Annotated in this window: 10 protein-coding genes; all 10 read left to right on the forward strand. The window is 29.0% G+C overall.

Annotation, left to right across the window (positions count from 1 at the left end; genetic code table 11):
• Positions 1-4 precede the first annotated feature (4 nt).
• On the forward strand, positions 5-1,384 hold the full coding sequence (locus F1737_RS06010) for a TolB family protein (protein ID WP_317135700.1): 1,380 nt from the start codon (positions 5-7) through the stop codon (positions 1,382-1,384).
• 671 nt (positions 1,385-2,055) lie between these two features.
• Positions 2,056-3,405: a hypothetical protein gene (locus F1737_RS06015; protein ID WP_317135701.1), complete on the forward strand. Its 1,350-nt coding sequence runs from the start codon at positions 2,056-2,058 to the stop codon at positions 3,403-3,405.
• On the forward strand, positions 3,405-3,866 hold the full coding sequence (locus F1737_RS06020) for a hypothetical protein (RefSeq protein WP_317135702.1): 462 nt from the start codon (positions 3,405-3,407) through the stop codon (positions 3,864-3,866). Before F1737_RS06015 ends, F1737_RS06020 begins: the two co-directional genes overlap by 1 nt.
• A 294-nt stretch (positions 3,867-4,160) precedes the next feature.
• Entirely contained in the window at positions 4,161-4,358 is a 198-nt protein-coding gene (locus F1737_RS06025; protein WP_317135703.1) for a hypothetical protein, read from the forward strand.
• Between the two features lie 151 nt (positions 4,359-4,509).
• Positions 4,510-5,658 carry a hypothetical protein gene (locus tag F1737_RS06030; RefSeq protein ID WP_317135704.1) on the forward strand — a complete coding sequence of 383 codons (1,149 nt, stop codon included), beginning with the start codon at positions 4,510-4,512 and terminating at the stop codon, positions 5,656-5,658.
• The gene (locus F1737_RS06035; RefSeq protein ID WP_317135705.1) at positions 5,651-6,118 is read left to right on the forward strand and encodes a three component ABC system middle component; all 468 of its coding nucleotides are present in this window, start codon (positions 5,651-5,653) and stop codon (positions 6,116-6,118) included. Before F1737_RS06030 ends, F1737_RS06035 begins: the two co-directional genes overlap by 8 nt.
• On the forward strand, positions 6,115-8,166 hold the full coding sequence (locus F1737_RS06040; protein WP_317135706.1) for a DUF3732 domain-containing protein: 2,052 nt from the start codon (positions 6,115-6,117) through the stop codon (positions 8,164-8,166). Before F1737_RS06035 ends, F1737_RS06040 begins: the two co-directional genes overlap by 4 nt.
• A 113-nt stretch (positions 8,167-8,279) precedes the next feature.
• On the forward strand, positions 8,280-8,609 hold the full coding sequence (locus F1737_RS06045) for a hypothetical protein (RefSeq protein ID WP_317135707.1): 330 nt from the start codon (positions 8,280-8,282) through the stop codon (positions 8,607-8,609).
• Positions 8,610-8,842: 233 nt separating this feature from the next.
• On the forward strand, positions 8,843-11,368 hold the full coding sequence (locus F1737_RS06050) for a DEAD/DEAH box helicase (RefSeq protein ID WP_317135708.1): 2,526 nt from the start codon (positions 8,843-8,845) through the stop codon (positions 11,366-11,368).
• 74 nt (positions 11,369-11,442) lie between these two features.
• On the forward strand, positions 11,443-13,296 hold the full coding sequence (locus F1737_RS06055; protein ID WP_317135709.1) for a restriction endonuclease: 1,854 nt from the start codon (positions 11,443-11,445) through the stop codon (positions 13,294-13,296).
• Positions 13,297-13,327: the final 31 nt, after the last annotated feature.

Raw genomic sequence — 13,327 nt, forward strand, 5'->3', positions numbered from 1 at the left:
TACAATGATAAAGAAAATTGCAGTTTCTTTGATCCTGATAATATCCTCCCTCATCTTCCCGTGCTTTGCGCAGGAGATTCCTGATGCAGAACTTATTGCAATGGGTGATGTGGCGAGATATAATTCCATGGCTTTTAAGGACAACGTAGTGGCGTGGATTGAATATGGACAGGACGAAAATGATATTCTGATAAGTTCGATTCATAAATATAACATTTCTACAGGCATGCAGGAGACAGTAATAGCAGATCCTTCCGGAAAATTCAGCCTTGATTTTTCAGGAGACCGTTATGTATGGTCAGATCAGCGGGGTATTTTCTTCTATGATGAATCTGAAAACAGACTTACGTTTCTGTATTCTAAAAATCCCCAGCGTTCTCCTGTGATTGACGGTGATATTATTATCTGGGTGGAGGATATTGATGATAAACGATCCACACTGAAGAAGTATGACATCTCAAATGGTGAATACGGAGAAGTTGCACAAGGAGGAATGTTTGATTCATTTGATTATCCTGCAATCTCCGGTGACAGGGTGGTTTTTATAAATGAGGATATTTATGATCATACCCTCCGGTTGTGCCTGTATAATTTAAATGACAAGAATAGATACACCTGCTTTGCCGACGTTCCGGATGTTTGCCAGCCTCCTGCGATTGACGGTGACATTATAGTCTGGACCGGAAAATATAATGATTTCTATACGACATTTATGTATGATATCCAAACAGGAAAGACAAAACCGGTTTCTCCTTTTAAATCAGCACAATTATGTCCTGATATTTCCGGGAGTCATGTAGTGTGGCTTGATTTCGGACCATATCCATCCAATCTGCCATGGGGAGGGGATGTATACATGCATAACCTGGATTCAGGAGTTACGGAGAAAATATCAAAATCCCATAAACAGGATTATCCCAAGGTTTCAGGCGATTATGTCGTGTGGCTTGATAACTGGGGCAGTGGCCATGATATTTACCTGTACAGTTTTTTAGATGAGGGGAGAGATTTTTTGAGTGACGATGCGGGAAGTATTTATGATGCAACCCCTACTCCTCTCCCTACCCCTGAAACAAAGGTTCGTTTTTACAGTAAAATTAAATATGGGGAAGTTGAGTGGTATTCACTCACAACCTCCGGCAATTTACAGTTATCATTTGAACTTCGGTGGAGTGATCCGGATACAAAACTTTCATTATCAGTTGTAAGTCCGTCAGGTGCTGTCTGGCATTTCACGGATGGCAGTGATAAAGATGATGATAATGCCATCAGGATGACTATTTCAAATGTGAACAGTTATTTTATGGATAATGGAAAATGGACAATTGCCGTTTCAGGCGATGCGGTTTCCTGTGAATCTGATTATGATCTGTGTTGGTACTGAAGTTCTTTTTTATATTAGCCTGAACAGCAGGTAATTATTTGTTTCAGGATATTTCTGCTTTTGTTAAAATCGATTTAATATTCTAAATTAAGACTGATATTTGAATAAAATGTTATGTCTAGTAAAAATTTAAACTGAAAAAACACAACTGAATTTTAATGTTTGTAATGATAAAATAGTGCTGATATGGGGATGTCTGGGTTGACCTTCACTGCTGAAACATTTTCGCAGTGATTTTTCATTTTTAACCTCTTGTTTTTATTTTTAAATATTACATTATTGTATTTAAAACTTCAACTTTCTATCATTCAAACTTGAAATTATAATTGAAAGAACAAATTCAGCTACAATATGCCTATTTTTTTATTTTTTTATAATTTCAGTACTTCTCTAATTTTAAAGAGTCATCACTAAGATCAAGATAACTGAAAACAGACCGACACCCAGATATAACTCACAGGAGAGGACGATTTTGCTCTTAAATGCCTCCGAAACTGCCTGTAAATGAAGAATTGTTATAAAATCATAAGAAAATAATCTATCTATTAATTGATTCGTTAAAAGTGAGATTATAGTAGTTCTCTACAGTTAAAAATTCAACCTTATTGATGAATAGAACCCATAGATTAATATGAGAAAACATATATGTGTTAATACATAATTTTAAAATAATGGTAATAAAGGAATGGTATGACTATTGGAATTTACGAGAAGATCCTTTTACTTTATCTCCTTTAGATTTTAAAGGGTCAATTTCATATGAACTCTTTATAGATACAGATAATATAAAAAAAATCGAAACTGATATTTCAAGTATTGTTAATGGGGAACTAAAGAAAAAACTTATAATATTAGGTGGAAGGGGTATAGGTAAAAGTACAAGCTTGAATTACTATTACCACCAAATAGCTACTCGTGTTTCAAAATCATATTCTGACATCAGCTTAAAAAAGTATCAGTATATTTTACCTTTATTGATCACCTTTAATAATCCCACAATTTTCCAAAATATATCAACATTCACTCAAGGATTTATCTTAGAATTTTTAGATTCATTGTCGACGGCATTAATAGATTCAGAATTAAACCCTAATATTACTGGAACAGGATATATTGTTAATTACATCAAGAAATTAAAAGATAATAATGAAATCTCACCAAACAATCTTAAGGATATCATTGATCTAGTTAATCAACATTTCCAGAAAACTATTATTTTTATTGACAATCTCGACAAGATCAAAGATGATGAAATTATTCTTAATTGGTTGAATTATTCTCAAGGCTTATTTGAAAATATCTTCTGGCAAGAAAACGTTGCTACAATAATTTGTGGTGGAGCTCAAGTTACTTGGTTATATACTTCTGATTCTGATGACTTCAGTTGGTTTTTTGATAAACCTATAGTAATGGATCCATGGAATTCTCAAGATATTAAAGCTTTAATAACCAAACGATTGTCTTACATGTCAAAAAATTCAAAATCATATTCTATTAACGATTATTTCGAAGATGAAGCATTAAATTTAATTATCACTGGATGTTTAGGTTGTCCAAGAAAATGTCAAGATGTTGCAAGACGCTTCCTCATCTATGGTGCAGAAAAAGAATGCAAACCCATATCCCATAAATTTTATATTGATAATAAAAATTATTTTGAAAAATTCATGACGAGAGATCCAGAGGAATATTTATGCCATTTCACGAACTGGTTTTTATTGAGTACAAAGATGCAAAAAAGCCATAGAACTGCTCTTAAAAATGTTACGACCTTATTAAAAAAGAATAAAATTAAAGCAAAAAGTTTGGTTGATGATTTATTTATTCTTTATAACACAGATAATTTCGAAAGTGTATCAAATCCTACAGATCTACAAATAGGAAATATTGTACAATACAACAAAATTGACAATACATATATACTAGATATTAAGGTATATAACTTATTAAAAGACATCCATGAACATAATTTCAATGATCAGAATTTAACAGAACAATTTCTTTTAAACGTAGGGATATAATGAGCACTTCTTTCTTTGATTATTTATTGACCATAATAATTTTAAATAATGCCTCATCATCTATGTTAAATGGAATTAGTAATCAAAACATTCCAATATATGTATTCGTCGGAGCTATAGGTGCAATCATTGCATCAATAATTAGTGGTTTATTCCTGTTGAAAATCTCTAAACACTCCTTAAAACAAAATTCAAGATTAACTTTTTTTTCAACTTTACTGAGTAATGATGAATTCATCGAATCATTACGTAACCTCATGGATACACTTGAAAAAAGAAGTAGTAATCAGAAAACACTATTAAGTAAGGAACAAATAATTATTGAGGTGAATAGACCTTGGTGTATTTTACTTTTTTTGCTATCAAATAACCATTATCGTTCATTCGTTGAGTTAATTAACAAGGAAGAATGGAATAAAGCATTAGATCTTCTTAAAAAATATCTTATTGGATATTGGTGATCATTTTCAATTGAAAAAAATCAATAAATACCTTTATACAAATTCACTACTTCTCTAATTTTAAAGAGTCATCACTAAGATCAAGATAACTGAAAACAGACCGACACCCAGATATAACTCACAGGAGAGGGCGATATGCTCTTAAATTTCTCCAAAGACCACCTTTAAATGAAGAATTGTCATAAAATCAAAAGGATGTATCGATACAATCCTAAAACCCCTGATTGAATATATCGATATTCCAATAAACAGTAATCTCACTACAAAAGATCGATTTCACACAATCAATACAGGATGAGAAATATTGTTAAACCAAAGGCATCAAAGAAGGATGTTACTATCAGATATCTCTATGCATTGATATCATTCCTAATGAAGAATGCATGGCTGTATCTCCAAAAGAAGCATTTTACAATTCGAAAACAAGGACCACCTGTCATAGAAGAGGATTCTTTCAGTTTTAGCATGTTTATAATTCTTGTAGAGGAATAGATCAGGAATGAGCTAAAGGTCAGAACTTATGTGGAGTTTATCAGATGAGTAGAGGTTTTAGAGAAGTACTGAATTTCACTATTAAAAATAGAATTAAGTAAATCTTATATTCCTACCAGTTATAAAATAATATAATTATAGAGGGGGTTACATGGTCCAAACCGAGTTAAACGCTTCACCGTCTTCGAGCAGAGCTACAATATACCAACTTTGGGTTGCAGTAGAAAAGTGCTTTGAAATGGATGCAGAAAACCAAAAGGTTATTATTGAAATCCTTGGTGATGTAACAATAGAAAATAAAGAACTAATCGAAGTAAAAGCTCTTTCTGCCTCTTTAACAGATAATGATATTGCTTTTTGGAAGACTCTATATAATTGGACTCAGAACACTTTTGATATCAATAATTACTCCTTAATTCTTCATACAACTCAGGAATTTGGATCTACTTCTACTCTGTCTGAATGGAATAAAAGAGATAAGAATGAAAAATATGATATTCTTAAAGGAATTTATGAAAAATCTGAGAGTGGATTTACTAAAAAAAAGAAAAAGGATGAAAAGGCCAAGCCGTCTAAGGTTTTGTTATTACAGAGACTAATTCTAAACGAAATAGCGGAAGAAGAATTATTACGACTACTTGATCGTTTATATATTGCTGCTTCTTCATTAGAACAAAAAGAATACTATGAACGAATAAAGATACGAGAGTTAAAAGGAATTCCCCAAAATAGACAGAACGAGTTTTTAAACTCATTACTGGGATTCGTTTCAAAACCAAGTTTAAAGAAAAAAGATATGTGGGAAATTACTTATGCTGAATTTAAAGTATATCAAGAAAGTTTAAATTCAATGTATTGTAAGGAATCAAAGTTCTTTCCTAGAATAAATAGTCATGAATTAAATGATGAAGAATTAAGAAATTATGAAGATTACCCATTTATTCAAAAAATTAATGATATTCAATACCCACAAGTTGTAAGAAGGGCTGTAATAGATTATTTAAGTGCATTAATAACAATCAATCAAGAATTTGAAAAACATTCTTTTCCTTTAGATAGATTACAGATATATTTAGATGACTCATTAGATGTTTTTCATAGAAAATATGAGGTTCATTCGTATAATTGCTCGAATATTATCGAAGATTCTAAAAAATTTTATAATGAAATTACAACTAGAGAGATTCCCCAAATGGAGGAATTTTATCAAACTCCTCATTATTTCCATAATGGTCTTTTACATTCAGAAATGAATAACCCGAAAAAAGAATTAAAATGGAGATTAGATAAAAATGAATGAATTACTAAAAAATATATATTACTTATATAACAATCCATTTGTTTTCGGAAAAGTAATTCATACTTTTTTTAAATCACTCGATAAAAAAGAAAATGGTCAATTATTATCATATTTGGTTTTACCTTTGGTTCTTTATCCTTCATCGCAACAATATTTAACTCAAAGAAAGGATTCTAGAAGCTCATTAAGAATATTAGCTAAAGATAATAAGCGAATTTATGGGCTACAAGATAGAATATCTGAATTTAAACAGGTTACTGATATAACATTACAATATGGAATCGACATTGGAACTTTGAAGATTGGTGATGATTTATCGATAAAAGTTCTCAGAGATTGGCCTGAGTCTCTTAATTTTTCCTCAAAAGAAGTACTAACTGCTACTAAAAGACTAGGTGAATTTATGTCAAAAAATGATATTGTTACGAATTATCAGATTCTGGGGGTTCGTGATTTATGAAGACAAATTTGAGATATATTGGTGTAGTTGACAAGGATAATTTTGTTCATGCAGTACCATTTTTTTCTGGTGTTAATGTAATTACAGGACGCTCGGCTACTGGAAAAAGTGCTTTAATTGAAATATTTGATTATTGCTTTGGTAGTAGTGGTTATACAGTTCCTGAGGGAAAAATTACAGACTGTGCTGATATTTACTTCATTGTAATTGAGATTAAAAATGATACAGTTGTTCTAGCTAGAAAAAGTAATGGGAATAAAATCTTTATAAAAAATGAAAGAAACTTAGCTTTATTAAAAAAAATAAATATGTTAAATCTTGAATATTTCAATAATGACTATTTTATTCCTCTTAGTGATTTTAAGAAAGAATTTCGGAAATATTTTGGAGAAAATATGCAAATTTCCAATTCGGATGACAGCATAGATGCCTTGGAGTTAAGGAGGGAGAAAAAAAAAGCCACTCCTACAATTAGAAGTTTTACTTCTTTCATTCTTCAACATCAAAATTTAATTGCTAACAAGCATGCGCTATTTTATCGATTTGAAGAAAAAGAAAAGCGAGATCAAACGATTGATTTTTTTAAAGTATTTGTAGGCTTTGTTGATCAAAATTATTATACGAAAAAATTTGAATTAGACGAATTACTCCGTGAGAAGCGGAGATTAGAAAGCCAAATTCCTAAGAAAGAGGATTTAAAAATTAAAGCAAGAAAAGATATTGAAAATGTTATAGATCAATATAATGCAATAAGTGGGAAAAAATTAGAATTTAATCAAAATGAATTGGAATTAAACAATCCTCAAGACCTCTTAGATAAAATTAAAGAAAGTGATATAGAAATTAATGCATTGTCTGATGAGCATATCATCATAAAACAAAACAGTGAAAGAAGTCTTGCACAATTGACTGCTGATTTAAGGAAGTTGCAAAATGAATTAGATGATATTGAATCTACAATTAAATTTAATGAAACTTTCAAAAATAATACAAAAAATATCTCGCTCCCAAAAAAGGCTGAAATAAATAATTTATCAGAATGTCCTTTTTGTCATCAAAAATGTGCTTCAATAAAAGAGGAAGTAAATAGTTTAAGCAAAGCTATAAATTGGTTGAATCTCGAATTAAAACATTCTAATTACTCAATAAATTCTTTTATTGAAGATCAAAAAAGAACAAAAGACCAAATAAAAGTTATTAAGAAAAAGATTTCTCTTGAACAAGAAAAAATAAAATCTATAGATCAACAGATAAATGATCTTGAAAATTACAAAACTCAATATGAACTTGCTTTAAAAGCAAAATTAAAATCAGAGATTCTTTTAGAGGAATTTATTGAGAAACCTTACGATAATTTAGAGAGTGATTTAGATTCATTAATTTTAAAAATCGACGAAATTCAACTATTATTATCTGAAAAATATAACGTTGATTCTAAATTAAAAAAAGCTGAAAACATGATAAATAAATATATGGCTGAAATCAGTCCAAATCTTGGATTTGAAAAGTCATATGAGCCAGTAAATCTCAAATTTTCCTTAAACACTTTTGATTTATGGAATGATAAAAATGGTAAAAAAGTGCCTCTAAGATCAATGGGAAGTGGAGAAAATTGGCTTTCTTGCCATATCACTTTATTTTTAGCTTTGAATAGATATTTTTGTGAATTAGGTGATTCCTGCTCTATACCAACTACCCTATTTTTTGATCAACCAAGTCAGGTTTATTTCCCAAGTTTTTCAATCGATAATGATGCTCAGTTTTCAATTGATAATATTAAACAGAAAGAAACTTTGAAAGAAGATGAGGAATTAGATGAGGATATTCTTGCCGTTACTAATCTCTATTCAGAATTTTTTCGATATTGTAATGATACATATGATAATACTGGTATTATGCCTCAGATAATAGTGACCGACCATGCTGATAATTTAAAAATAAATAATACTAATGATGCAACTGCGTTTAATAAATTAGTTCAAGGAAGAAGATGGAGAGAAAAGAATAGCGGTTTTATTCAATCGACAGTAAATAGGGATAATTCATAATTTTTTTACTTATGTATTGCCACATTTATTAATATGCAACTGTAATATAATAAAAAGTAAGTATTTATAGTTTAATAAAAAAATATATATAATATTAGAACTAATATATATTTATGACAATAAAATGCGGTGAACTTTTAGAAGTTCTTAATTCTACAAAGTGTAATGTTAACAACCAATTTTCTCAACAAATGAAGGATTTCATTTTTGCAAATCCTGAGCTTGCTGTTGATTTTATTGCAAATTGCGATCCTGAATTAAAGGATTTTTGTTTTGATTGCGTGTGTGAAAAATATAGGAAACAAGAAGAATCTGAGGATGAAACGATAAAAGAATCCATTGAAAAAACAGGTTTTAGTGCAGATCAAATTGAAGAAGAGACCATAGATGATCATATAGATGAAATCATTACTGAGAATAATTTAGATAAAGAAGAGGAATAATTCCTCTATTATCTAGCTTTCGTAATTTGATCAAATGTTCACTGCTTAGATACTTATTTTTTCCAATATTTTTTCTCAATCGTTAATTTTCGCAAAAAAGAGAATTAACGTTAAAATTAACGTTAAGTTCCGATTTGACCAAATTCGATTAATTGTAGTTAATCGAATCGTAATTGGAAAATATTACTTGTCAAAAGATAATTTATTCTCTTTTGTATTTGAATATATGATTTATGGTTGATTTTAAAAGATTAAAAGAAAAAGAATTGAAATCAAAAAATACAGATCCTATCGTTATTTTTGAAAATCTTGATAAAAATGTAGGAAAAGAATACCTTAGACCTATTCAGGAAGATATTTTAAATAAATGGTTTACTGAATATCAAGATAACAAAGATACTATTATTAAATTACCAACAGGTGACGGGAAAACATTAATTGCTTTATTATTACTTCAATCCTCTTTACACGCAGGTAAAGGGCCTGCATTATACATCTGCCCGAATGACATTTTAGTTAAACAAACAATAAAACAAGCAGAAGAATTTGGTATAAAAGTTGTTTCTACTGAAAGAAGAGAAGATATACCTACTGAATTTATAAATTCCCAAGCAATCTATGTAGCAAATTGTAATAAGTTATTTAATGGGTTTTCAAAATTTGGTATAAGTGGTTCAAGAGATATTGAAAAAATTGGGTCTTTAATCATGGATGATGCGCATAAATGTCTTGATATTATTAAAGACTCTTTTACTCTAAAAATTTTAAAATCTAAAAATACTGAGATTTACAATAATATATTGCGCTTATTTTCTAATTCATTAAAAAGCCAATCTATTGGAAAATATGATGATATAATTATTGGATTCCACGAATCTCTTTTAATTGTTCCATATAGAGATTATATTGATAAATTGGATGATATTTTTGAAATATTAAAAGAATCAGACTCTGTAAAAAATCTTAAATTTCAATGGAATTTATTAAAAGACCATTTGAAATATTGTGATTGCTATGTTACAGGAAAAGAAATACAAATTATACCTCGAAAAATTCCTATAGATAAATTTCCATCCTTTACAAATTGTGAACATAGATACTTTTTATCCGCTACATTGACAGAAGATGCTTTTCTTATAAAAAATTTGGATATTGATAAAGATGCGATTAAACACCCTTTGACTTATTATAAAGAAAATGATCATTATGGAGAAAGATTGATTGTTATTCCTTCAATTATTGATCCAAGTATAAATCGAGATGATTTAATCTCTTGGTTGAAATCTTTTAATTCTAAAAAAGGGGAATTTGGAATAGTCTCAATTGTACCTTCTAAAAAGTTAGCAGAGGATTGGAATGATTGTATAATTACTGACTATTCAAATTTGGATATCGAAAAGTCAAATTTTGATACGGCTATAGAACAGAAAAAATCAGATAAAATACTAGTTTTAGTAAACCAATACGATGGAATTGATTTTCCTGATAATAAGTGTAGAATTTTATGCATAGATTCTCTTCCTGATTACAGTTTTTTAGATGATAGATATTATGAAATTCTCTTTCCGAACTCTAAAATAAGCGAACGAAAATTGGCTCAAAGAATAGAACAAGGTTTTGGTCGTTCGATTCGAGGAAAAAGCGATTATTCAATCGTTTTAGTTATTGATAATAAAATATCTAGATTTTTAAGTATTCATTCAAAAAGAAAAAATTTCTCTTTTGAAACTATTAGACAAATTGAGATTGGTGAAAATGTCTGTAAAAATTTTAATGAATCCAATGTTTTTCTAGAATTAGAGGATCTTTTTGAGCAGTTTTTATCTAGAGATGAAGATTGGAAAGATTATTATAGAGGTCAAATGTCGTCAGTGATTCGATCTAGTGGTTATACTTCTGATAAAATTATAAATAGAGTAATACTGGAAAAAGGTGCTGAAGAAGCATATCAATGTGGAGAAATATCAAATGCTATTAAAAAAATTGATGAACTTATTAATTCAATAGAAAATGATTACGAAAAAGCATTTTATCTTCAGCTAAAGGCATGCTATATCTATGAAATTAATCCGAATGAGTCAAATAAAATACAACACGTTGCATATAGAAAAAATAACCTTCTTTTAAAGCCTCTTGGTGAAATAGAATATACAAAAATTAATCCTTTAGAGTATAACCGTATTCAAAGAATTAAAAATTATATTGGGAAGTTTCAATCAAAAAATTCGCTAATTATTGATATAAATTCTACTCTTGATGAGGTAAATTTTGATAGTTATTATAAAGATTTTCAAAGAGGTATTTTAAATATTGGTGAACTTTTAGGATATATTTCAGACTCCCCTGAAGATAAGACAAATAAAGGCCCTGATAATTTTTGGATAACTTCAAATAATGAATGTATGATTATTGAATGCAAAAATGAGGTGAAAGGGGAGAGAGAATTTATTTCAAAAGATGAGTCTAATCAAATGCTTAGTAGTATTGAATGGGGTAAAGAAACATATCCTGATTTAACAGGTTATCCCTTATTCTTCCATCCTGCATATAAACTTGGAGACCAGGCATTTATTTCAGGCGATTTTTTTATAATGACCAATTCGAGATTAAACATATTAAAACAAAATATCACTAAATTTTATAAATCTATTGATGATCCGCAATTAGTTGATGAAAAATTAATAAATGAACTTCTAACTAAAAATAACTTGGAGAATAAGGATTTAATCAAAACTTATTGTATAAAGGGTCAACATTAATTTAAATCTCATTAAATTTTTAAAAACATACAAAACTATATTTTTATATAAACTTATTTTTTTATAGGAATAATATGACAAATAAAGGACATTTGGAAATTAATTATCGATGGCCAGGAAAATATTCATTTAATCTAATTGATATCTCCATAAAAAGAGATAATCAATACTTTGTCGCAGAACTTCAACATAATGGTCTTAATAAATTAAAAATTATTCGTAGTAAAAACTCTGATGAAGTAAAGAAGAAAACTGATGTCCAGATAATCCAATGGGAGGAAATGTACAATAAAAAATTAGAAAAAATTAGAAAAAATGAATTAAAAGAAGAAAAAGAAAAACAAATCAGCAAGAACATTCAACTTGCCGAAGAAAAAACAAGAATCTATCAACAAATGATCGAAGATACTGAAAATATATTAAAAGTAGGTCTTTCTCAAAAACTTATCGTTAATTGGAATGATTTAAAAAAGAATCAAAAATTTGAAAAAGTATCTCCCAAAAAACCTGAAATTTTAACAATAGATTATTTTTCAGACAGAATAGGCACTTTTGAAGAAGTACCTATACCTCCAGGACCTGACAAGAATTCAAATAAATATTCATATAGAAATTCTTTGTCTACTTTATTTTCTAAAAATAAAAAGACAGAAAAGATACAATCTTTAGAGAAATTATATGAAGAAGATTACAATAAATGGATAAATGACAGAGATTCAATAATTCTCAAAAATAAAAATAATTTGGAAGAATTCAAAGCTAAAAAATCTAAATTAGAACTTGAATTAAAAGATCTGAACCAAAAAAATTTAGAGAAGTATTCTAAGGAACTGGAAAAATGGGAAAAAGAAAAAGAATCATTCAAAAAAGCCCAGAATAAATCTAATGATCTTATTGATGAATTAAAAGAAAAATATCTTCAGAAAGACTCAGAAGGTATGTGTTTTTATTGTACGCAGATATTAATTCAATCACAATATCCAGATTTTATTGAAAAATCTTTTGATTTAGAATATAATTCTGAGAATGGAACATTAATTGTGGATTATAGTTTACCATTTATTGACGATATTCCACAACTTTCTGAGGTTAAATACATAAAAACACAAGATACTTTTTCTGAAAAGAATTTATCCAAATCAGAATTAAATAGACTATATGATTACTGTATCTATAATCTAATTTTAAGAAGTTTATATGAACTATATTCTACTGATCAAAATGATCTTCTTCAATCGATTGTCTTTAATGGTTGGGTGAATTCAATTGATAGATCAACTGGAAAAAAGAAAAATGCCTGCATTGCATCGATACAAACAACAAAACCAGAATTTCTTGAATATAACCTAGAAAATGTTGATTCAAAAGATTGTTTTAAGAGTTTGAAAGGAGTTTGTAGCTCTAAATTACATTCACTTACTCCGATTCCACCAATCCTTAACATTGACAGATCTGATAAAAGATTTATTGATTCATATAATGTTTCTGAAAATATTGATGATTCTACAAATATTGCAGCTATGAACTGGGAGGAATTTGAATACTTAATTGGTGAATTGTTTGAAAAAGAATTTGCTGTTAATGGAGGAGAAGTAAAAGTAACTCAAGCAAGTAGAGATGGGGGTGTCGATGCTATTGCCTTTGATCCAGATCCGATTAGAGGAGGGAAAATTGTTATCCAAGCTAAACGATACACAAACACGGTAGGTGTATCTGCTGTAAGAGATTTATTTGGAACAGTTCATAATGAAGGGGCTATAAAGGGAATTTTAGTTACAACAGCGGATTATGGTCCCGATGCCTACAGTTTTGCTAAGGATAAACCAATTACACTTCTCAATGGAAACAATCTATTACACTTAATAGAGAAACATGGTGGCAGGGCAAAAATAGATTTAATTGAAGCCAAAAAATTAATAAATGGATGAATTTATCTTGACTATTTTTTATTTGAAGATT

The organism is Methanoplanus sp. FWC-SCC4 (assembly GCF_032878975.1).
Classification (GTDB): domain Archaea; phylum Halobacteriota; class Methanomicrobia; order Methanomicrobiales; family Methanomicrobiaceae; genus Methanochimaera; species Methanochimaera problematica.

Bases quoted from the DNA above. Each gene is read 5' to 3' on its own strand.
- F1737_RS06010 (WP_317135700.1), top strand. From the start codon at position 5: ATGATAAAGAAAATTGCAGTTTCTTTGATCCTGATAATATCCTCCCTC.
- F1737_RS06015 (WP_317135701.1), top strand. From the start codon at position 2,056: ATGGTAATAAAGGAATGGTATGACTATTGGAATTTACGAGAAGATCCT.
- F1737_RS06020 (WP_317135702.1), top strand. From the start codon at position 3,405: ATGAGCACTTCTTTCTTTGATTATTTATTGACCATAATAATTTTAAAT.
- F1737_RS06025 (WP_317135703.1), top strand. From the start codon at position 4,161: ATGAGAAATATTGTTAAACCAAAGGCATCAAAGAAGGATGTTACTATC.
- F1737_RS06030 (WP_317135704.1), top strand. From the start codon at position 4,510: ATGGTCCAAACCGAGTTAAACGCTTCACCGTCTTCGAGCAGAGCTACA.
- F1737_RS06035 (WP_317135705.1), top strand. From the start codon at position 5,651: ATGAATGAATTACTAAAAAATATATATTACTTATATAACAATCCATTT.
- F1737_RS06040 (WP_317135706.1), top strand. From the start codon at position 6,115: ATGAAGACAAATTTGAGATATATTGGTGTAGTTGACAAGGATAATTTT.
- F1737_RS06045 (WP_317135707.1), top strand. From the start codon at position 8,280: ATGACAATAAAATGCGGTGAACTTTTAGAAGTTCTTAATTCTACAAAG.
- F1737_RS06050 (WP_317135708.1), top strand. From the start codon at position 8,843: ATGGTTGATTTTAAAAGATTAAAAGAAAAAGAATTGAAATCAAAAAAT.
- F1737_RS06055 (WP_317135709.1), top strand. From the start codon at position 11,443: ATGACAAATAAAGGACATTTGGAAATTAATTATCGATGGCCAGGAAAA.